This is a genomic window from Synechococcus sp. W55.1, from assembly GCF_047461655.1.
In the GTDB taxonomy this organism is placed as follows: domain Bacteria; phylum Cyanobacteriota; class Cyanobacteriia; order Thermostichales; family Thermostichaceae; genus Thermostichus.
On record NZ_JANSHN010000016.1, the window covers coordinates 1 to 20,445 of the forward strand.

General features: G+C 58.0%; 17 protein-coding genes. 4 read left to right on the forward strand and 13 right to left on the reverse strand.

Going from position 1 to position 20,445, the window contains the following annotated elements:
• Positions 1 to 334: 334 nt before the first annotated feature.
• Positions 335 to 1,378 carry a DUF58 domain-containing protein gene (locus tag NW816_RS09160; protein WP_414408941.1) on the forward strand — a complete coding sequence of 348 codons (1,044 nt, stop codon included), beginning with the start codon at positions 335 to 337 and terminating at the stop codon, positions 1,376 to 1,378.
• 103 nt (positions 1,379 to 1,481) lie between these two features.
• Here the strand turns inward: NW816_RS09160 and NW816_RS09165 are convergent, their stop codons facing one another.
• The 3 genes from NW816_RS09165 to NW816_RS09175 all read right to left on the reverse strand — a co-directional run bounded on the left by NW816_RS09165 (position 1,482) and on the right by NW816_RS09175 (position 4,172).
• Positions 1,482 to 2,441: a patatin-like phospholipase family protein gene (locus NW816_RS09165; RefSeq protein WP_414408942.1), complete on the reverse strand. Its 960-nt coding sequence runs from the start codon at positions 2,439 to 2,441 to the stop codon at positions 1,482 to 1,484.
• Positions 2,442 to 2,505: 64 nt separating this feature from the next.
• A complete protein-coding gene (locus NW816_RS09170) occupies positions 2,506 to 3,144 on the reverse strand; it encodes a histidine phosphatase family protein (RefSeq protein WP_414408943.1) in 639 nt (212 codons plus the stop codon).
• 59 nt (positions 3,145 to 3,203) lie between these two features.
• The gene (locus tag NW816_RS09175) at positions 3,204 to 4,172 is read right to left on the reverse strand and encodes an NAD(+) kinase (RefSeq protein WP_414351512.1); all 969 of its coding nucleotides are present in this window, start codon (positions 4,170 to 4,172) and stop codon (positions 3,204 to 3,206) included.
• On the opposite strand from NW816_RS09175, the gene NW816_RS09180 reads away from it, so the two are divergent.
• Together NW816_RS09180 and NW816_RS09185 are read left to right on the forward strand one after the other, a co-directional pair.
• Complete coding sequence (locus tag NW816_RS09180; RefSeq protein WP_414408944.1) at positions 4,171 to 4,356, forward strand: hypothetical protein; 186 nt, start codon at positions 4,171 to 4,173, stop codon at positions 4,354 to 4,356. The two genes, NW816_RS09175 and NW816_RS09180, sit on opposite strands and share 2 nt — an antisense overlap.
• A gap of 540 nt (positions 4,357 to 4,896) precedes the next feature.
• Entirely contained in the window at positions 4,897 to 6,954 is a 2,058-nt protein-coding gene (locus NW816_RS09185) for a serine/threonine protein kinase (RefSeq protein ID WP_414408945.1), read from the forward strand.
• Here NW816_RS09185 and NW816_RS09190 read toward each other — a convergent pair.
• From NW816_RS09190 to crtH, 3 genes are all read right to left on the reverse strand, one after another.
• Complete coding sequence (locus NW816_RS09190; RefSeq protein WP_414351054.1) at positions 6,951 to 7,673, reverse strand: hypothetical protein; 723 nt, start codon at positions 7,671 to 7,673, stop codon at positions 6,951 to 6,953. The two genes, NW816_RS09185 and NW816_RS09190, sit on opposite strands and share 4 nt — an antisense overlap.
• Before the next feature lie 226 nt (positions 7,674 to 7,899).
• Complete coding sequence (locus NW816_RS09195) at positions 7,900 to 9,873, reverse strand: tetratricopeptide repeat protein (RefSeq protein WP_414408946.1); 1,974 nt, start codon at positions 9,871 to 9,873, stop codon at positions 7,900 to 7,902.
• 263 nt (positions 9,874 to 10,136) lie between these two features.
• Positions 10,137 to 11,693 (reverse strand): carotenoid isomerase, encoded by a 1,557-nt coding sequence (crtH, locus tag NW816_RS09200; protein WP_414408947.1) that lies wholly within the window; start codon positions 11,691 to 11,693, stop codon positions 10,137 to 10,139.
• Positions 11,694 to 11,896: 203 nt separating this feature from the next.
• Between crtH and NW816_RS09205 the strand changes: the two genes are divergently transcribed.
• Positions 11,897 to 12,916 carry a Rieske 2Fe-2S domain-containing protein gene (locus tag NW816_RS09205; protein ID WP_414408948.1) on the forward strand — a complete coding sequence of 340 codons (1,020 nt, stop codon included), beginning with the start codon at positions 11,897 to 11,899 and terminating at the stop codon, positions 12,914 to 12,916.
• On the opposite strand, the gene NW816_RS09210 is transcribed toward NW816_RS09205, so the two are convergent.
• The 7 genes from NW816_RS09210 to coaE form a co-directional block, all read right to left on the reverse strand.
• On the reverse strand, positions 12,899 to 13,849 hold the full coding sequence (locus NW816_RS09210) for an ABC transporter permease (RefSeq protein ID WP_414342559.1): 951 nt from the start codon (positions 13,847 to 13,849) through the stop codon (positions 12,899 to 12,901). The genes NW816_RS09205 and NW816_RS09210 overlap by 18 nt on opposite strands.
• The gene (locus NW816_RS09215) at positions 13,843 to 14,973 is read right to left on the reverse strand and encodes an ABC transporter ATP-binding protein (protein ID WP_414408949.1); all 1,131 of its coding nucleotides are present in this window, start codon (positions 14,971 to 14,973) and stop codon (positions 13,843 to 13,845) included. Before NW816_RS09215 ends, NW816_RS09210 begins: the two co-directional genes overlap by 7 nt.
• A gap of 233 nt (positions 14,974 to 15,206) precedes the next feature.
• On the reverse strand, positions 15,207 to 16,061 hold the full coding sequence (locus tag NW816_RS09220) for a PD-(D/E)XK nuclease family protein (RefSeq protein ID WP_414408950.1): 855 nt from the start codon (positions 16,059 to 16,061) through the stop codon (positions 15,207 to 15,209).
• Between the two features lie 238 nt (positions 16,062 to 16,299).
• Positions 16,300 to 16,839 (reverse strand): hypothetical protein, encoded by a 540-nt coding sequence (locus NW816_RS09225; RefSeq protein ID WP_414408951.1) that lies wholly within the window; start codon positions 16,837 to 16,839, stop codon positions 16,300 to 16,302.
• Between the two features lie 76 nt (positions 16,840 to 16,915).
• A complete protein-coding gene (locus NW816_RS09230; protein WP_414408952.1) occupies positions 16,916 to 19,027 on the reverse strand; it encodes a DNA polymerase III subunit gamma/tau in 2,112 nt (703 codons plus the stop codon).
• A 122-nt stretch (positions 19,028 to 19,149) separates the two neighbouring features.
• Positions 19,150 to 19,656, reverse strand: a complete 507-nt coding sequence (locus tag NW816_RS09235; RefSeq protein ID WP_414408953.1) for a hypothetical protein — start codon at positions 19,654 to 19,656, stop codon at positions 19,150 to 19,152.
• A 36-nt stretch (positions 19,657 to 19,692) separates the two neighbouring features.
• Positions 19,693 to 20,403 (reverse strand): dephospho-CoA kinase, encoded by a 711-nt coding sequence (coaE, locus tag NW816_RS09240; protein ID WP_414408954.1) that lies wholly within the window; start codon positions 20,401 to 20,403, stop codon positions 19,693 to 19,695.
• Positions 20,404 to 20,445: the final 42 nt, after the last annotated feature.

Sequence of the window (20,445 nt, forward strand, 5' to 3'; positions counted from 1 at the left end):
GTTGACCACCTGTCAACAAGAGCGGGTGGCTGCGGCCATTGCTGAAATCCTCTCAGAAAAAACCTGCCCGTAGCACTGGTTATGGTGATTTCAAATTACACTGAAGCAGCTTGTAGATTCCAGACCTCTTTCTCCTTTGGAGAGGGGCCGGGGATGAAGGAGTGATGAGGGGACTGCGGTGTTGTGGAAACGAAGCCGAAAACTAGTTCCACTACTTCAACAGACGGGAAACCTGGGGATCTTCTCCTCAGAGCAGGAATCAAGGCGCCAGGTTCGTTTTCTGCGCCGCTTCCGCTTCACCCGTATTGGGGGGCGGTTTGTCGGGATCGCCCTGTTGGTAAGTATTGCTGCTTTCAACACCGGCAACAATCCCCTGTACTTGTTGCTGGGGATGCTGCTCAGCCTCATCCTCATCAGCGGTACCCTCTCTGATATCACCCTCAAAGATTTGGAGGTGAGCCGGCAGTTGCCCAGCCGCATTTTTGCCGGTCAGCCTGTCTTGCTGGGGCTTACGCTCATCAACCGCAAACGGCGCTTGCCCAGCTTTTCGTTGCAGGTGAGCGAACGCATTGAGGGGCTGAGGCGGGAAGATTGGCCTTCCAGCTATGTTTTGCGGGTGGATCCCGGTGCCAAGGTGGACACTTTTTACCAGCATACTTTTTCAAGGCGGGGAGCCTGGCAGTTGCAGGGTTTTGAAGTTGCCACCAGCTTTCCATTTGAACTCTTCCGCAGGGCGGTGGAAATTAGGGATCCCCAAACGGTGATCGTGTTTCCGCGGCTCGCCCCGGTTCAAGGATTGGCGCTGTGGGATCAGCTCAGCAGCGGCAACCAATTGCGCCCCCAGCCTGGTCGAGAGGGAGACTACCTGAGCTTACGGCCCTACCGCCCCCAGGACGATGTGCGTTCTGTCCACTGGAAGATCTCGGCCAAACGGGATCAACTGATCGTGCGGGAGTTGGAGCGTCCACGATCCCAGGCCATCACCCTCTGTTTTGAAAACCGCTGGCAGCCCCAGAAAGAGAGGCCCGAGATCCATCGAGACAAGTTGGAGCGAGCTGTAGAGCGCTGTGCCGGGATCCTCTTCTACTTGATGCGAGAAGGTTACCCGGTAGCACTTGTTACGTTACAAGAGCGGACTCCTTTTGGGTCAGACCTGGCCCATCAAGATCACCTGCTGACCGTGTTGGCACGACTTACTTTTGTCGGGGATCCCCAGCTCAGCCCTCCACTGGAAAGAGAACCTGATCCCTCTGTCAAGTTTGACCTCACCCCTCAAGATCGCTGTGTGCTGCTGGCCCATCCCGACCAGGATGGAAAATCTGCCCCGGCCCATCTCATCCACACGGGATCGCTGTTGCAATTTATCCCAATTGAGTGAGCTTCAGGCCCATTTTGATAGCAGGATCCATCTGAGATTGTTTGGAAAGCTTGGGCGCAGATCCTTGCAAAGCTTTAGGTTAAACTGCTGAAGAAGTGGTGGTTCACTGCTCCAACTTTTGTCGCAATTCTGGAATGGCCCGCCGCATTTGTCGATAGCCCTCCTGAATAATCGGATCTGCTTGATGAAAATCGAAGATCCCATACTGGCTCAGCTTGGGTTGTAAGAGCAAATCCGGCGGATGTTCGGCTAAAACACTGCGGGTAACGATTTGCTCCATCACGTTCAACGTCTTGCCAATAACGTCGAAAATATTGGGACCAGAGGGCTCATCTGGAAACCATTGGCTAATTTTTTCTTGGATCCCTTGTTGTAGGGATTGATAGCGTTTGCGAATGCGGGTGATGAAGTTGGTTTCTTCTTCGATCACTTCTCCTTCAGCATTCAAGCGCTGTCGCCGTTGAAGGGTTTCTTCCACCTCTGTTTCTTCCAGTTGCGACTCCACATCCGCGGGATCCACATGGTTGAGATTGACCGCGATGACAACATCGGCCCCCATCTCCCGCACCACTCGCACCGGCACCGGATTGACAATGCCTCCATCTCCGAGATAGCGCCCTTCGTGGTGAAAGGGAGTGAAAATTCCTGGGATAGAGATGCTGGCCCGCACGGCATCTGCCATTTTACCCGAACGCAACAGCACCTCCTGGCCTGTGATCAAGTCGGTAGCCACACAGCAAAAGGGGATCCCGGCCTCTTCAATACACAGCTCTTGCAAATGTTCTGTCAGCAGCTCATAAATTTTGTTGCCATCCAAAAGGCCACAGGTGGGAAAGACCACATCAAACAAAGACAAAATCATCTTCCAGTTAAGATCTCGCACAAAGTCTTCCAGCTCATCCAGTTCTCCTGCTGCATAAATGGCTCCCACAAAAGCGCCAATGCTCGTCCCGGCAATATAATCAATGGGGATCCCGGCCTGCTCTAGAGCCCGAATTACGCCAATATGAGCCCATCTCCTCGCTCCGCCGCTGCCCAGTGCTAATCCCAGTTTTTTGCCCATGATTGCTCCCTCAAAAAGAGACCCAAAAGACCTCAAGAATCCTAAACCTTGCTCCCTCTAACAATTAGGTACCTGCCCTTTCTCGCAGATCGGGAGGCAGATAGCTGCGTTCCCCCAAGATTTCTAGAAGAGGACCATAGCGGTCAAACTTGACAACGCTGAGGGAAGCCGCCAAGACCTCAATGCGATCCCGGTAGCGACCCAGGTCAATGCCCAGCAGGCTGCAGAGAATGACCCGAATTGTGGCTTTGTGGGAGACGATCAAGACGTTGCCATGGGTCCATTTTTCCTGGATCTCAGCCACAACCGGCATAGCCCGATTGGCAATTTGCACAGCGGTTTCCCCCCCTGGGGGCGCGTTCCAGGCTGGCTCGGTCATCCAGCGCCAATAGGCTTCTGGGTAGGCTTCTTGTGCCTCGGCGTGGGTTTTGCCCTCCCACTCGCCATAGTGAATTTCTCTTAGGCCCTCTCGAATCTGCATCTGCAAGCCAACTTTCTCGGCCAGGGGGCTCAAGGTAGCCAAGGCACGCCGCATCGGGCTGACGTAGAGGGCCTGCCAAGGGATCCCGGCATAGGCTGCGGCAAAGGCTTCTGCCATTTGTTTGCCTTCGGGGGTGAGGTCGGGATCGAGAGCGCCGCAAAAGCTGCCGGAACGGCTGTAGGGAGTTTCTCCGTGTCTAAGGAGGTAAAGTCTCAGGCTCATGGGAAATATGCTTATGGGAGCGAACTTTGCCACTCTAGCTGCCCAACTTTAAGCTCTCCTTATCCCCCCTCGGGGCGGTGGTTGGTGGTGGGGATGTAGATGCGGCTGCCCGCCCACTGCAATTTTTCCCGCAGAGTGCGAAAGTAGGAGAGCTCTTTTTCCAGGATCATCAGCTTGGCCGGTGTAGGCGCTTGCTGAATGTGAACCCACTGGCCGGGATTCACCGACTGAGCCAACACGCCATCTGTCCACAGGCGGGTCAACCCTTCGGGATCGGCAAGAGGCCAAATGTCCACCCTGGCTGTGCCGCTGATGACAATAGGACGGCTAGACAAACTCAGGGGACAAATAGGGGTGATGATGATGGCGTCGAGGGTGGGCTCGAGGATGGGGCCATTGGCTGCCAGAGTGTAAGAGGTGGATCCCGTCGGTGTGGCCACCAGCACGCCATCCCCGTGGTACTGATCCAAAATCTCTCCGTTGACCTCGATCTCCATGATCGCGGCAGGCAGCCGTTCTCGGTTGATTGGCTTCAGGCAGATCTCATTGAGGGCATAGTAGACTTCGCTGGCCGGACGGCCTTGCGACTTTCCCTCTCCACGGGCGGCCAAGGGATCCCCTTGCCCCAACTGCGGCTGTTCCCAAATCTGGGCTTGCAACATCATGCGGGCTTGCAAGAAAAAATCCCCTGCCTGAATGCGATCCCAGGGATCCTGTTGCAGCACCCGCTCCGACTGGGCCAAAAACCCCAGCCTACCCCCCACTTTGATTGGCAAAATCGGGATCCCATAGGAGGCTAGGTATCGTGCCGCCGCCAACACCGAGCCATCTCCCCCCAGCACCACTGCCAGATCGATGGGATCTGAGGTGGCCTCCAAAAAGACTGGGTAGGGGTTGTGGTGCAAGCCAGTGGGAGCTGTCAACACCGTAACACCGCGCCGGCGCAACTGCTCCGCACACCTCTGGCAGGCGGCTTTGCTCTCCCGATCCCCCTCTTTGTAGGCAATCACCACCAAGCCCAAGTCCATGGTCAACCTCATCAAGGGATCCCTGTCGATTGTCCCCTTCTTCAGACTGGGGATTGCTCAGGATAACCCAGACTCTCCCCCCCAAAGTCAACCAGAAAATGTCCTCTTGGGCGGTGAAACCGGTCACCGCAGTTCTCCCTTGAGCGTCACCACCCCCGCCGGAGCTTTCTTCTACAACTTTTGATTGACATACTCTCCTGCCTTTAGGCAGGAGATTCTGGTTCCTGGTTCTGCGACAGCACTTACCGTGTTGGGCTGCCCCTCTACAGCAGCGGCGCTCGTCTCCCCAGGCGTTCCCCCAAGCACTACGCAAGCGCTAGCACGCAGAGCGGTTCCCTAATGCCCTTAGGTACCGTTGCAAACAAGAACTACAAAGCCTGTTAAGGCTGTATCCAGTCGTGAGACTGTTGGGTTTTTAGAGCGGTTGACTACCCTGCCGCTGCGGGCAGCATAGCACAAAGCCGCCCTAGTCGCGTCAGCGGGCCGTAGGCTTTAGGGCGGGGCTTTAAACCCAGTTTTTTGGTAAATCCGAGAATTGACATTGTTTTCTTGGTCGCCTTGAGCAGTTAGCCGAAAAATCAATCGAAAACCCCGCCATTTCCAACCGATGGCCCCAACTGGGATCCCTGAGTTCAGCCGCGACCTAGGCTGATGCAGACCTCAGCAATTCGGTTTATGGTATGGACATCCTCGCCTCAATCCCCCTTCTCCAAGCTGCAAACCCATGACCGCAGATCTCACCAATCGCATTTTGGGCAACCGCTACCAACTGATTCAAGAAATTGGTGGCGGCGGTATGGGATCCGTCTTTCGTGCCTTGGACTTACACAACAACCGCCAAGAGGTAGCCGTCAAGATCCTCTATGCCCCCATGTTGCTAAGCCGGAGCAACTCCCAGACGGACTTGCGCCGCCGCTTTGTCGAAGAGATCCGCGTCAGCACCCTCTTGGGCCAGCATCCCCGCATCGTCAAAGTTCTGGATCACGGCCAAGAGGGGGAGCAAGCCTATCTGGTGATGGAGTACCTTAAGGGTCAGGATCTGGCCAAGCTAATTCGAGAAAAAGGGGCTCTGCCGGTTCGGCAAGCCATTCGGCTGGCTCTCCAAGCTTGTGAGGGACTGCACTTTGCCCACACGTTTCAGGCCAAGATAGAGGGCCGCGAGATTCGGGGTGTCATCCACCGCGACATCAAACCCAGCAACCTCTTCATCGAGCAAGTTTTTCAAAACGGCAAGCTCATCCCCCAACTGAAAATCCTCGACTTTGGCGTGGCCAAAACCCTGGCGGATCACACCCTCAGCTTGGGCACCTACAAGGGGGGGGGATTTATCGGCACAGCTCGCTACGCCTCTCCCGAACAGATGCGGGGCAAAGCCTTGGATGCCCGCTCGGACATCTACTCCTTTGGCGTGGTGCTCTACGAGATGCTGACGGGATCCATGCCCTTTCAATTGGAAACTGACTCTTTGCACAGTTGGATCCACGCCCATTGTTACGAAAGCCCCCTGGAGATCAACCCCAATACAGCTCCCCAGCCGATCCCACCCCCCTTGGCAGCGGTGGTGATGGATTGCCTGAAAAAAAACCCGGACGAACGACCACAAACGATGCGGGAGCTAGGGGAGCGGCTGCTGCAAGCCTATGACCTGACAGTGGCCACTCAACTCTCCACCAGCCAGGCCAGCACGGTGATCATCCCCACCGGCAGTGCCAAGCCTCAACAGGATGCTCCACCCTCTTCTGAGTCCAAGCCACCGATCCAAGCCACCCGCAATACAGGATCGGCTTCTGGAGCCTTTGAAGATATCCGCGATGAGGATCTGGATCTCATCGAAGATGAGCCGGTCTCTCCCCCTCCTCCAGGTGCAGGGATCCCCTATTACATCACCGAGCGGGAACCCTCCTCAGCAGAAGCTTCGCCGGAAACACCGGATCCCTCCCCCCAAAGTGAGGATGAAACTCCCAAAACGCCCTCCACAGTGATCCCAGCCAGCAACGCTCTCCCGACCGTTCAGGATCCCCCCGTCGCTCGCCCTGCCACGCCGGCACGAACCGATACTCCCCGCACTCGCCCTCTGCGGCAAGCTGCCCCCCAAACGGTTCTGCAACCTTCCGACAGCAACCTGAAGTGGGTTTTGGCCGGGGGATCCCTAGGCGTCATGGCTCTGCTGGCCGCCTTTTTGCTGTGGCCACGCCCAACGATCCGCGATAGCCGGGAAGAACCGGATCCGATCCCTACCGCTGAAGTAACCCCAACACCTACACTCGAACCTGCTCCCACTCCAACGCCGACACCCACCCCGACTCCGACACCGGCACCCACTCCCACTCCAACGCCGATGCTCACCCCTATCCCCCGGTTCACCCCACTTGTCCGCCGCACTCGTACCCCCACCCCGCCTCCACCTCCTACTCCCACCGCCACACCTGCCCCGGCAACGCCAACGCCTGCGCCAGAGCTTGCCCTAAGCGGCCAGTGGCTTTATGAAGGAGGAGCCTTTATCTGGCAAGGATCCCTGTGTAAAGTTAATGTTGCAACCGGTATCCAGGAAACCGTCTCCATTCGTCAAGACGGTAACCAGATCAGCGTTTCCTCTCTCAGCTTTTCCGAACGCAGTGGCCAGCTCATCGGCAACCAACTTTCTGTCAGCGGTAAGGCAGCGGGTAGTGGCACCCCAACCATCACTTGGAGCGGCACTGTCAGCGCTGACGGGCGCTCGATTCGAGGAACGGCTACCTGTGGTAGCGCCAGCTTCGCCATTAGGCTCACACGGCAGAGCTAAATACCTACGCCTCCTCCCCGATCACCGCCGCCGCCGTCTTCCCTATCGTCCGGTTTCTGTTGCCGTTGAGGCGGTGGAGGAGGAGCAGCAAAGCTTTCGCTCACAACTTCGATGGTGTAAGGGCCTCGCCCAGGGCTGCCCGGCCCAGCGGCTGGAGAGGCATTTTGCGCCCAGTAGCTTTGCACCTGGAGCAAGTAGCAGCGGTTTTGCCGCACGGGGATGGTTAGCTGAGAGGTGGTAAAGTTGCCAGGGGCAGCATCATCATTTACAAAAACGTCAGGATCCAATCTCCGGTTGCTGTCAAAGCTGCCGATGACCAATAGCGGGTCGAAAACCGGGCTGGTCAGCCGGATTGTAACCCCGGTAACGTTGGCTGCAGAGGGGAAGTAAAGAAACGCATCTGAATAGAAGGTAAACGTGCCGGGAGGCGGCGGAGTTGTGCGAGCATCCAGAATATTGCCGGCGGCATCGAAATAAAACTCCAAAAGGCTATTCGGCCCCAAGGTTCCACTGCGCCTATCCCCCTGTCGGCGGAGGCCAATCGAAGCGAAAAAGTCTGGGCTGAAGGCTTGTTCACAGACATTCACCAGAGGCGGTAGTGTGCTCCCTCCACCTCCTCCACAACCTGCCAAAACCGCAGCCGAGGCCAAAAGGCCCAAGAAAACCCTCTGCAGGGATCCCTGCGGAGTTCTAGAAGCATTCGATGCTGGCCCTGGCATAAGCACTCCTTCGGATCATCAATGTTCCTCTAGATTACGATGATTTGAGCAATTCGCGGCAAAATGCAGATCACTGACAGGCTTTTCACACGTTTGGGTTTGCACCGGCCTGGGGGAGCTGTTTCACTGCTGGCATCGAGAAAGGAGCTTCCAGAGTGTAGTGGAACCATTGAGCCCATCTTGTCCTCAGGAAGGGATCCAGAGCAAAACCCTTTTTCGCGGTGGGCTAATCACGACCAGCGTCGGGCTTCTTGGTGAGGGTGAGAAAGAAATGAGCTAGGGCTGCCACACATTCTCGATCTTCAAAGAGTAGGTCGCGTCGCTGCCGAACCTCTTCAGTCATATGGTGGCGAAACTCAGGATCGGATCCCAGTTTTACGGCCAAATCCTCGTAGCTTTTCAGATCCGAGGCAATTAAACTGTCCAGCCCCATTCTTTTGAGAATGGCATAGGTATGCCGGCCCCGCATCAGCTTTCCAGGGCAAGTGATTACAGGTAACCCAATCGCAACGGCTTCTAGGGTGGTGATCCCACCTGACCAGCCGTAGGAATCCAACATGAGATCCGCACAGCGGTTGAGATCCAAGTAGTCTTGATGGTCTAATCCAGGCAGAACCAGACAGTGGTCTTCTGCATTGAGACCGTACAGGGAAAAAGCCCGGGTGAGCCGTTGCTGAAATTGTCGAGCAATGGCAGCATTGGGCAGAGCCAAGAAGACAAACTGAGCGTTGGGCACTCGTTGGGCAATAGCGGCAAAAAGATAGTCGTATTGGGGCAGATATTTACCCAAGTATTGACAAGTTAGGTAAACCACTGCATCTTCACGCAGGCCGAAATCCTCACGATAGCGCTTTTGCTGCGGCAAAACCGGCTTTTCAAAGCAAGTACCCAAATGAGGTAGCCGGATCAAGGTTTCACTGTAGTGTTCCTGAGCATTCTCCGGCTCCATTAAATCGCTGGAAAGGAAATAGTCAATCGTAGAAAGCCCAGAAGTTACAGGATGAGCCCAAGTGGAGCACTGTATCGGTGCCAGTCGCAGGGAAGCCAGTTGCAGAATGAGAGGCGAAAGGCCGATCTCCAAATACACCAAAATATCCAACTGATCCTGTAGGATTTGTTGGGCTGCATCCTCGAGGCTGCTGGGAATGTGCCTAAACACATCGGCGTATTGACGATACCGGTCTGTCATGAAGTCGGTTCTGGGATCCAAGTGATAGGCGAAGACTTGAAACTTTCGCTCCGAGTTAGCCTGTCCATCAGCCCAATTGGCGTTCAGGTACTTAACCCAACCCAGAGATAAGCGACTGTAAGAGCAAGCTCGCATGGAAGCTGAGGCAAACCCAACTCGGAGGGGATCCCCTGGTTGGGATTGGCAAGGAAGATATCTCCAATCGGGATAACAGGCGTTGACTATGCGTTGAACAAACTGGGCATATTTTTTCTGCAAATCCAGGTCGTTGTAGCCTTGGTACTGTAGGTAGTGATTGGTTCCCAGTCCTGACGCCCACAGCGCTCTGCGACGTTGCTCCTCCGTTTCTAGGGGAGTTTCCTCAATAAGACAATCCAGATGCTCGATAAAGCGAGCACGAAAGGAGTTGAGTTCTTCCTCGCTCCGATAGACTGCTGGCAGATACAGATGATAAAACCAACGAGCCTGTTCTAACTGGGGATCCAAAGCCATTGCTTTCTCCAGGTGATCCAACGCAACAGCGTGTTCTCCTTGATCTCGACAGGCGATGGCCAGATTCAGATGCACCTGCGCCAAAGGGATCCCTGTCTGTTCATCCGAGTTTTCCAGTAGAGGATTGAGTAGGGCAATGGCTTCTTCGCTACGTCGCAGGTTAACTAAGATTTTTCCAGCTTGAAAGGCAGATCCAGCAGCGTGTGGATTCAGTTTCAGGCTTTGCTGATAACAGGATAGCGCTTCCTCCAGTTGACCCAAAGACTCATAGACGACACCCAAATTGTGGTGATACAGAGCCACTTCGGGATGTTGCTCAATGGCTTCTGCAATGAGAGCCGCTGCCAATTCCGAGTCTCCTCTGGCTTGAGCTACCGTTCCCAACAGGTGAAGGGCATCTGCATGCTCAGGAAAATCCGCCAAGATTTCGGAGTAAATGGCCTCTGCTTGCCGCAGATCTCCTGCCTGCTGAGCTCGGATCCCGGCCAGAAGTTTGTCTGTAGGTGTCAAGTCCGACATCCGCTACAAAGTGGCTAGAAATTCCCCAGATTTCTCTGCCCAGTATAGTCATTTCAAGTGGATACAAACATCCCCCAAGCTCCACCATTAGCCCTTTTCCCAGAGGAAGAGGGGAGTTGGGGATCAACGGAACAACAGTTTCACTGCTATTGGGAATGCCCCCGTTGTGTTGCTTCTGAGTTGTTGATGTTTGGATGTCTATGTCGGCATTTCGAGGACTTGTAACTCGCTTTTCCAAACCGGTAAGCGAGGAGAAGGGCAACCTAACTCAAATCCGCTGCCACCCGGTGGGCGCAGGCAAAGCCGGAGAAGGCAACGGCATTGAGCCCTTGGCCGGGGAATGTGCTATCCCCCACGCAGTATAGGTTGGGGATGGCGGTGCGATTGAAAGGCATGCCCAGCAAGCCCCAGGGATCCCGGCTGGGGATGGGCCCATAGGTGCCGTTGCTGCGGCTCAAGAAGCGGCGGTGGGTGCGGGGGGTGCCTATCTCTCTGAGCTCAATGTGGGATCCCAGTTGAGGCCAAAGGGCCTCCAGGCGGCGGATAAGCCGGTCGGCGGCTTGCTGTTTCTGGGTCTGGTACTGGCTTGGGCTTAACCCTTGCCAGGTGGATATCCAACTGGGGGTAAAGGCATGAACAATGTGGCGGCCCGGGGGAGCCAGGTCGGGATCCAACAGGGTGGGGATGGAGACAAAAAGGGTGCCCTGCTCAGCCTCCATCTGATCCCAATCTTCCAGGAGAATGTGGTGACAATAGCGTTCGCCGGACAGGGCCTCGGCCCGCACCCCCAGGTGCAAGCTCAAGAAGCTGGGGGATTGTTGGTAGCGTTTTTGCCACTGCCGCTCCGCCGTGGGCAGGGATCCCGGCCATAGGCGCTCAAAGGTGTCCCAGCGGGTGGCATTGGAGATGATTGTGCGGGCAAAGAGCTTTTCCCCGCTGGCCAGTTCTACGCCCACCGCCCGACCTCTTTCTTCCAGGATCCGCCGCACGGGTGCTTTGTAGCGGATCTGCCCGCCATGGGCCTCTAGCCCCTGGGCCAACTTTTGGGCGATCTGCCCCACCCCCCCTTTGGGATAGTTAATACCGCCGTAGTGTCGGTCACAAAACACCATCCCGGCATTGATGATGGGCGTGCGATCCGCCGGCACCACCGACCAGCAGTAGCACTCCATGTCCACAAAGCGCAGCAAATCCGGATCCCGCAGACAGCGCCGCGCCACCTGGCCCACATTCACCGGCAAATAGCGCGCCAAGGTCAGGCAGCCGAGGGGATTGCCCACAAAAGACCGAAACAGATAGCCCCACTCCTCCAGCGAGAGCAGCTCCATGGCATTGAGGCTGTTGAAGATGGGCCACAGGCTGTCGTAGAACCGGCGAATGCCGGCGGCTTCCTGGGGAAAGTAGCCGGATAGCTCCTGCAAAAACTGCCCGTAATCCCGGTGTACTCGGGGATTCAGCCCCTTGGGCAGGTGGTAGGCAATCTGCACCGGATCGGGGATAGAGTCTATGGACTGGCCCACCGCTGCCAAAGCCCGTGTCAGCAAGTTAGTGGTGCCTTGGGTGCCCAATCCAAAGATCATGGAAGCGCCCACGTCAAAGCGGTAGATCCCGTTGCCTAAGGGATCCGGACGCTCAAAATAGCCGGCACTGCCCCCTGGAATGAGGTATTTTTCCAGCACCAGCACACGGTATCCTTTGGCAGCCAACTGGCTGGCCGCGACCAATCCCCCGATCCCAGCACCGATGACGATGGCATCCCAAGCAGGGGAAGGGGTGTGCAGAGCCTGCAAGAAGGTCTGAGAAGGCAAAGTAGAGGTCAAGGGATCCCTCTGGAAACTCAAACGCAAGATCAGTATCTTTACCGTACCAGAGGTTCTAGGGTTTCCCCATGAGTTGAGCTCCCCTGGGAATGAGTTTGCCCAGATCTGCAAGATCCCCAAATAGAGATTGTGGCGCGGGCTACGGAACCGAATTCACGAATTTGCTATACAGAATCCGGCCACACGACACAGATGGTTTTGCCATGTTGGTGACCCAGCATCCTGTCTTTCGGCGCTTTTGGTACCCGGTGATGCCCCTCAGCCGATTGGAGCAGGGATCCCCGCAACCTTTCGAGCTGCTGGGAGAGAGGATCGTCCTTTGGCTGGACAAAGCCGGACAGCCCCAGGCAGCCGCAGATCGCTGCTGTCATCGGTCGGCGCAATTGTCCAAGGGAATCGTCTGTGATGACCATATCCGCTGCCCCTACCATGGGTGGGAGTTCGATGGCACGGGAGCCTGTGTCAAGGTGCCGCAACTGCCGGATCAGTCCCGCATCCCGGAGAGCTACCGCATTCCCGCCTACCTCTGCCAGGCCCGCTATGGCTATGCCTGGGTGTGTTTGCATCCTCAGCCTCTACGGGAGATCCCGGTCATCCCGGAAGCTGAGGATCCCAGTTACCGGCTCATCCACGAGTTCTACGAACGCTGGGAATGTGCCAGTTTGCGCATCTGCGAGAACGAGTTCGACGCCGCCCACATCAGCTTTGTACACCAGAACACCTTTGGCAGTATGGAAGACTTGGTACCCAGCCACTTCGAGGTCGAGGAGCTGGACTACGGGATCCGCACCCGCACAGTGCTCGGTGTAGCCAACCCAGAGCTGCAACAGCGCAACCTGGGCATTGCTGCCGCCAAAACCGAGCGCACCACCACTTCAACCTGGCATTTGCCCTTCACCAACCACCTTCACATCCGCTACCCCAATGGCCGCAGCCATGTCATCGTCAACATCCCCACCCCCATCAACGACCGAGCCTCCCAAGTGGTGCAGTTTTGTTTGCGCAACGACACCGAAGCCGATACCCCAGCCGCCGAGGTTATTCGCTTCGACCGGGCTGTAACTCTGGAAGATAAAGCCATTTTGGAGACCACGGATCCCGACGTGCCCCTCACCCTCAGTAGCGAACAGCACATGCTCACCGATAAGCCCGGGATCCTGATGCGCAAGCAACTGGCGGCTTTGCTCAAGGCCCACAGCAGCTCCTCAAACCAGATTTTCTAGGCTGCGGGTGCCAGCGTAGCGGCTGTAGGCGTAGATCAACCCCAGGGTGAGGCCGGTAACCAAAAAGCTGAGGGCCGCCCCGAAAGGATAGTCCAGGCTGGAGCCAAACTGCAACTGAATCACATTCCCGATCAACAGCGTTTTGCTGCCCCCCAACAGATCCGGCACTACGAACATGCCGAAAGCCGGGATCCCCACCAGAATGAGGCCCGCCGCCAGTCCAGGCAAGGTCTGGGGCAGAAGCACCCACCAAAAGACCTGCCAACCCTTGGCATAGAGATCCCGTGCCGCTTCCGCCAGCCGCCAATCGATGCGCTCCACCGCCGTGTACAGGGGCAAGACCATGTAGGGCAAAAACGTGTAGACCATGCCCAGATAAACCGCCAGCCAACTGGGATACAGAGCCGTTTGCGGTGGGATCCAGCCCAGCCAGGCCGCCAAGCGAGCCGGCCACCCTTCCGGGGCCAGCACCACCATCCAGGCATAGGTGCGGATCACCAGGTTCGTCCAAAAGGGCACCACCACCAAGGTGAGCAACAGATCCCGTTGTCGGGGTGGGTGGGCGGCAATGAAGAAAGCCAATGGGTAGGCCAGCAGCACGCAAAAAAAGGTGGTCACCCCCGCCACCAGCAGGCTGCGGCCCAAGATCTGCCAGTAGATGGGCGTCCATCCCAAGGGGCCAAAGCCGAGAATGCGCAGATAGTTCTCCAGGGTCAGGGGCAGTTGAATCTGGCCAAACTCCCCGCGGCTGAGAAAGCTGCACACCAACAGCAACAGCCCCGGCAGCACCAGAAAAAACATCACCCACAGCACCCCTGGCCCAGCAAAAATCAGGCTGCGTCCCAGCTCCTGCCAAGGGGTGAGCAGCTCCCCAAATCGCACCTGGGCTTGGCCAGGGATCCACTTGCCCACAGGAGATGGCAGCTTCAACATCCAGTCTCCTCCTGACGGGGATCCGGTCGCAAGCGAATCAGGCTTTTCGGGGGTAGGTGGGCCACCAGCGCTGCGCCGATCTCAAACCCTGCATCCTCAATATCGGTGTTGAGGGCCGTGGCCTTGAGCTGCTGACCTTGGTTTGTCCGCAACAGGTATTGGTTCTCAGCCCCAGTGTAGATGAGGTTTTCCACCCGCACCGGCACCTGGTTGGGCAGCAGATCCCAGCCGCTGCGAGAGAGCTGGATCTTTTCCGGGCGAATAGCCAATTGCACCGGTTCCGAGCTGGCCGGGATCCCCAAGACCTTCAGCTTTCCCAAGGGCGTATCCACACAGTCCGTCCCACAGGCGATCCCCTCGATCAGGTTGCTGGCCCCTAAAAAGTCGGCTACGAAGGCCGTCGCCGGGCGCTCATACACCTCATCGATAAGGCCCACCTGTTCAATGCGCCCTGCCCGCATCACCGCCACCCGGTCGCTGGTCACCAAAGCCTCTTCTTGGTCGTGGGTAACAAAAATAAAGGTCATGCCCAGGCGGCGCTGTAACTCGCACAACTGCACTTGAAGCTGCTTGCGCAACTTGGCATCCAAGGCCGACAGCGGCTCATCCAACAAGAGCACCTCCGGCTCATTCACCAAAGCCCGAGCTAAGGCCACCCGCTGCTGCTGTCCCCCCGACAGCTCATGGGGCTTCCGCTTGGCCAGAGCTGCAATCTCCACCAATTCCATAGCAGCGGCCACCCGCTTGCGCAGAGCTTCCCCCCGCACACCCCGCATGCGCAGGCCGAAGGCGATGTTGTCCTCCACCGTCATAAAAGGGAAAAGGGCATAGCTCTGAAACACCATGTTGACGTTGCGCTTGTGGGCGGGCAGGTGGCCTACCGGGCGACCTCGAATCACCACTTCCCCAGCATCGGCCATCTCCAGGCCGGCCAGGATGCGCAGCAGGGTGGTCTTGCCACAGCCGGAAGGGCCCAGCAGGCCGAAAAACTCCCCCCGCCGAATGTTCAGCTCAATGCCATTGAGAGCCACAAAATCGCCAAAACGCTTGTGGAGGCCGGTTACTTCCACATCCCAGTCGGGATCCCGGAGGGTAGAAATACTGGAGATGACACTCGCGATCACAGTTGACAGCGCTGATAAAACCATCTAACCCAGTATGCAAGTCTCCGAGAAAATTGCAGTTATCCTCCACACCAGGGGCACCAGTTCCACGCTCAGCCCTGCAAACGGGGATCCCTGGCCGTAGCCTTTCCAGATGGGAAACGTTGGGAACAAAGGACTCCGTCTCGCTATCGCGAACGGCCCCATAATAGGGTATGCATGGGTTGCTGCCAAAACAGCTCCTGCCCCGGCCCTCAATAGGTATCAGGGATGGGATCCTCAGGCGGCGCAGGCTCTTGCATGGGCCAAACCCAATCTGTGAGGTCTTGGGAAGGGATCCCTTGCGGCATGAGCCCGTGGCAGCGGGAGCAAAACAGACAAGCGGCACAGCGTTCGCCGTAGGGGATCATGGGGAAGTCTTGCGCCTCCAGTTGCCGCAGACGCTCTAGAGTGGCTTTTAGGTGGGCCAGATCCTGCTCGTAGGCGGCGGCGCTGTAGTGCCGGTGGAAAGGCTGCTGGGGATGTTGCGCATACCAGAGGGTGAGATGCACCTGCTCTGGCTCAAAAGGGCCTTCCAGGGGCAACTGCTGAGCTACCTCGCAGAGCAACAGAGGGTAGAGGCGCACCTGCCAATCTTGGGCAAGCTGCCGGTCGGGCGGGCGTTGGCGCTCGGTCTTCCAATCCACAATGTGCAGGGATCCGGGGACAATCACCAGCCGATCCAAACGGGCTATCAGCTTAAAGCCCTCAATCCGTTGCCACAGGGGCAACTCCGCCAACACCCGTCCCTGGGGATGGGCATGGGAGCTGGCCAAGAACACCTGCCACCACTGCTGCACCCCTTCATCCAGGCCGGACAAACGCGGCTCCACCTGCCGCCCGCGGCTGTGCCATTCCACCAAACGGTGAAACTGCCGTCCGCGCCTCTGCTCCAGTTCGTGCTCAAAAGCCCTGGCAGCAGGCCAGATCAACCGCTCCAGATATACATAGCGAAACAGGCGGGGGCAATGGTCCAGCAGGGCCAGCGAAGAGGCGGAGAGGTTGACCTGCTCAAGACTCAACCTCTCCAGAGAAGGGGCAGCAGGGATCCCAGACAAAGTGCTCCGCACCGCTGTCGCGAAGGGGAAGAGCTGGCAAGAGGGGGCTAAGTTCCACTGCTCTCAGGATACCCCCACCGCCACCAGGGGTCGCCCAGCGGAGGAGCTCATTTCCAACCTGCTCCAAATTTCCATCCTGCTGCTCCGCAACGCTTGCGCAGAAGGGCGTGGGCGGGATCTGGACTGCAACCGCCCGCTGGAGCTGGGATCCCTGTCGGGATGGCTAGACCCGGAACCGTCTGTGGTTGCGCTAGGTTCCCACCGGACTTGCCCAGACCCAGATGGCGACCATCCCATCCCAGAGCAACAGAAGCAGAGCAAAACATCCTAGGAGCCCGTACATCCAAGGCTGAACGTAGGGGCGCAGCCCGCCAATCTCCAGTTGAGCGTGCCGTCGAATCTCAGCCAACAGCTGCTTGAACCTGGTCACCCGCATCGGCAAAAGTACGCGATCCCCCCCTCGGCTGACCAAGTAATACACCATACCACCCTGGCTGGTGGAGCGGGGCTCAATGCGCTCGATATCGGCCCACCGGATCTGCCACTCCTGCCGCACAAAAGGCGGCACCCAACTGGGGTAGGTGGCCTGCATGCCCTCTTCGTCCAACTGGATCTGCTGGCTCAGGGATCCCAGGACTACTCCCCACCCCAGCAGCAGAGCCACCCAAAGGGATCCCAGCTCAAGAGGTGTTGCCTGTTGCCGGGCCAGCAAAATGGGCAGGGGCAGAACCAGTCCCCAGTACAGAGCCTGCACAGCGTAGCGAATTAGGGGGGAGATGGGGAAGGTCATCGTCGGCAAGATGAGGCTAGCTTTATCAAGCTTAAGATAGCGCTCAAGAAGGCAACTCCTCCTCCAAGACCGAGACCTACGGCCCGCTGTCGCGAAAGGACTCCGTCCCGCTATCGCGAAAGGACTCCGTCCCGCTGTCGCGATCGGCTTCTGAAATCTCCATGGGGGACAGCTCTTCCGCGGATTCCGTCGCGTCAGCCCCCAACACCCCTTCCAAATCCACCAAGCTGCCGTTGAAATGGTCGGCAAAACGGCGGGCAATCTCCGCCAGCTCATGGGTTAGCTCAAAGTTCGCACCGGCGGGAGAGAGTCCTTGGGTTGCCAAGCCGGCCACCTTGATACCACCTGTAGAATTGTCCCGCTCAGGTTCTGGCGAAGGTGGGCTGTAGTCAGGAGGGGAATGTTGCTGTCGCCCCCCATGGCTCTGCGGTTCTGCTCTGGGCTCCCCCAAGGAAGCACGACTGTTGGTGTTGTCGCTCTGCAACCCCGGCGTGGCCACAGGATCTGGGGGGGCGGGGGGCAGGTCTTTTTCTCGGCTGGGCAATGCCGAGGACTCCGTCCCACTGACGCGAATGGAAACATCCGGCCCCCGCTGCACAATCAAGTTGAGCTGCACAGGACGCTGGAGCAGGTTGTGGAGCACCGACCGCAGTTCGGCTTCTTTGCTGCGCACTTTTTCCACCAAACCCTTGCTGGGAAAGGCGAGGGTAATTGCCTCAGGAGTCTCTTGGTACAGGTGGCCGGATCCCATCAGAGCCTTAGTGAGGGGAGAGAGGCGCTTGAGGAACTCGTCCCAGTGGGGGCGCAGCAGCTTGACTTTGGCGGCGTCCCTTGCCGGTTCTCTGGGCTGCTCCGAGGACTCCGTCCGAGTAGCGCGATCTGCCTTCTGGCTCGACGCAACAGCAGGGGAGGCTGAAGGCCCAACAGTTAATTCATCTATCTCACCAACAGTTGATGGGCTTGATGGGCTGATGGTCGCAGCAGGGGCCGGAGGGGCTGTCCCGTCCGGGGGAGTTCTCTGGGGTGCAGGAGATAGGTCAAGGGCTGGGAAAGGACTCCGTTCCGCTGAATCCTCAGCCACCATGCTTGGGCGCAGCTGGCCCAGCAGATCCACTAGGGCAATTTCCAACCACAGTTGGGGCTGTCCGCTTTGACGAATTTGCGGCTCACACTGGCGCAGATGGCTCTGGGCTGCCAGCAGTATCTCCACCGAGTAGCGAGGGGCCCGTTGCTGCAGGGCTGCCCAGGTGGAGTCCGTTACAGCCACCAACTCCCGTTGCTGGGGGGCTGTCTTGACCAGCAGCAGATCCCGGTAAAGGGCCACCAAGTTCTGCAACAGGGCTAAGGGCTCTTTGCCCCGCTCCAACAATTGCCGAGTTTGGCTGAGCACCGCCTGCACATCCTGAGCCAGCAGCGCATCCATCAGAGCCAAAAGCTGCTGTTCCGGGATCCCGCCCACCAAGTCCCAAACCGCCTCCGGGGTGATGGATCCTTCCAAGAGGCTGAGCTGGTCCAGCAGGCGTTCGGAGTCCCTCAGGCCCCCTTGGGAAAGTTGGGCCACCAGTTGCAGCGCCTCCGGCGTGATAGGGATCCCTTCTTGGGCGGCGATCTTGCCCAGGTGGGCCACCATGTCGTCGAGGGGGATGCGGCGGAAGTCAAACCGCTGACAGCGGGAAACAATGGTGGGCAAAACCCGCTGCGGGTCAGTGGTGGCCAGGACAAATACCACGCGGGGGGGCGGCTCTTCAAGAGTTTTCAGCAAGGCGTTGAAGGCCGCATTGCTGAGCATGTGGCACTCGTCGATGACATAGACTTTGTAGCGGCTGTTCACCGGGGCAAACTGGGCCCGCTCGATCAGCTCGCGGATGTTGTCTACGCCGGTGTTGCTGGCCGCGTCAATCTCGAGAACATCCAGGGAGGCTCCCGCAGTGATGGCGCGGCATTGGCTGCACGCCTGGCAGGGATCCGGCGTCGGCCCCTGTTCACAATTCAAAGACTTGGCCAAGATGCGGGCGCTGGAGGTTTTTCCCGTGCCCCGCGGCCCGCAGAACAAATAGGCAGGTGCAACCCGCCCCAGCCGGATGGCGTTGGCCAGCGTTTGCACCACCGCTCCTTGGCCGACCACATCGGCAAAGCGCTGCGGGCGGTATTTTAAATGCAGGGGTTCATAGTTGCCAGCGGTGGCCATTTCCGGGATCTCCAAGCAAGCAGCGCCCCAACCGGAACCGCGCAAGAGCTCTGCTCTGCTGACGCGATCCCACCGGGGCTCCCCTATTCTGGCTTCTCGATGGCGGGATCCCTCCCTGCCCATCAAGAGCAGGGCTGGACACCAGGGGGGGAGACCGGCAGAGCTTTTGTGCTCCGCTCCGCTGAGGACTTGGGATCCCGGCGACGCAGAGAGGGAAGCTGGATCCAGCCGGGCGAGTCGAGCTGATCTATGTGCTGCACGCGGTAGCTGAGCTGGTACAACTCCTTCCTAAGCTGGCGATTCTCGACCTGGATGGCGGCGATGCGCTCGCGAATGGGCTGAAGGCGGGCTTGCAGCTTGCGCCGGTAGAGCTCCGGCAACTCCTGGATCATCTGCTCCAGCAACTGCTTCTCTTGGTAAAGCTGCTCGATCTCCGCCTCATAGCTGCGAATTTGCCGGTGTTGCTTTTCTTGGCGCAGCTCCAGAAGGTCTATCTGGCCCTGCAAGATGCGATTGCGCTCTCGCAAAAGCTGGATTTCCCGCTCCCGCGCGGCCAGAGCTTGAGCAAACTCCGTCTCGCCAACGCAGCCTGCTTCCTGCATCGTTTCTCCCTCAACCCACCCGTACATGGCTACCCTCCGTCCCACCGGGGCGTAGGGGATCCCCTATTCGTCACTGTATCCGGCCTGCCGAGGTGAGGCAAATGGCCTCTCTAACGCCAAAGCCTGCTTCACCTGGGCTTCCAGCTTGGCCAGGGATCCGGAGTTGTCCAGCACCACGTCTGCACGGCGCACTTTTTCCGCCAAAGGCCACTGGCTGGCAATGCGAGCTTCGATTTCTTCCGGCGTCAGGGGATCCCGGCGGGCAAGGCGTTGCCGCTGCTGCTCTGGGGTGCAAGTCACCACCCAAATCTCGCTGGCCCAATTTTCCATGTGGGCTTCAAACAGCAACGGGATCATCAGACAAACGGTTTGAGATCCCTGGGCAGAGGAAAACCCTGGCCCGCTGTTCTTTTGGGAACCAGGCCCTTCCTCAAGCAACACGCCATGCGCCTCAGAGCTCTGCTCCGCTAACCCGAACAGAAAATCTTGCAGTTGAGCTTTAACAAAAGGGTGGATCTGGGCCTCTAGCCAAGCCCGCTCGGCAGCATCGGCAAACACGATCTGGCCCAACTGCCGGCGATCCAGATCTCCAGAGGGCGTTTGGATGGCCTTTCCATAGCGTTCCAGCACCCTGTCTCGAATAGGGGATCCCAATGCCAAAGCCTGGCGGGCCATTTGATCGGCATCGGCCACCGGGATCCCGTGCTGCTCCAAGATGCGGGCGACCGTGGATTTGCCCGTGCCCACTCCGCCTGTCAGGCCGATGATTCGCATAGCTGTCGTGGTTACGGTTTAGCTTGCTGGGGTAGAGGGGCG

Bases quoted from the DNA above. Each gene is read 5' to 3' on its own strand.
- NW816_RS09165 (WP_414408942.1), bottom strand. From the start codon at position 2,441: ATGGGCAAAAAACTGGGATTAGCACTGGGCAGCGGCGGAGCGAGGAGA.
- NW816_RS09230 (WP_414408952.1), bottom strand. From the start codon at position 19,027: ATGGCCACCGCTGGCAACTATGAACCCCTGCATTTAAAATACCGCCCG.
- NW816_RS09175 (WP_414351512.1), bottom strand. From the start codon at position 4,172: ATGGACTTGGGCTTGGTGGTGATTGCCTACAAAGAGGGGGATCGGGAG.
- NW816_RS09205 (WP_414408948.1), top strand. From the start codon at position 11,897: ATGTTGGTGACCCAGCATCCTGTCTTTCGGCGCTTTTGGTACCCGGTG.
- NW816_RS09225 (WP_414408951.1), bottom strand. From the start codon at position 16,839: ATGACCTTCCCCATCTCCCCCCTAATTCGCTACGCTGTGCAGGCTCTG.
- NW816_RS09190 (WP_414351054.1), bottom strand. From the start codon at position 7,673: ATGCCAGGGCCAGCATCGAATGCTTCTAGAACTCCGCAGGGATCCCTG.
- coaE (WP_414408954.1), bottom strand. From the start codon at position 20,403: ATGCGAATCATCGGCCTGACAGGCGGAGTGGGCACGGGCAAATCCACG.
- NW816_RS09180 (WP_414408944.1), top strand. From the start codon at position 4,171: ATGGTCAACCTCATCAAGGGATCCCTGTCGATTGTCCCCTTCTTCAGA.
- NW816_RS09170 (WP_414408943.1), bottom strand. From the start codon at position 3,144: ATGAGCCTGAGACTTTACCTCCTTAGACACGGAGAAACTCCCTACAGC.
- NW816_RS09185 (WP_414408945.1), top strand. From the start codon at position 4,897: ATGACCGCAGATCTCACCAATCGCATTTTGGGCAACCGCTACCAACTG.
- NW816_RS09195 (WP_414408946.1), bottom strand. From the start codon at position 9,873: ATGTCGGACTTGACACCTACAGACAAACTTCTGGCCGGGATCCGAGCT.
- NW816_RS09235 (WP_414408953.1), bottom strand. From the start codon at position 19,656: ATGTACGGGTGGGTTGAGGGAGAAACGATGCAGGAAGCAGGCTGCGTT.
- NW816_RS09210 (WP_414342559.1), bottom strand. From the start codon at position 13,849: ATGTTGAAGCTGCCATCTCCTGTGGGCAAGTGGATCCCTGGCCAAGCC.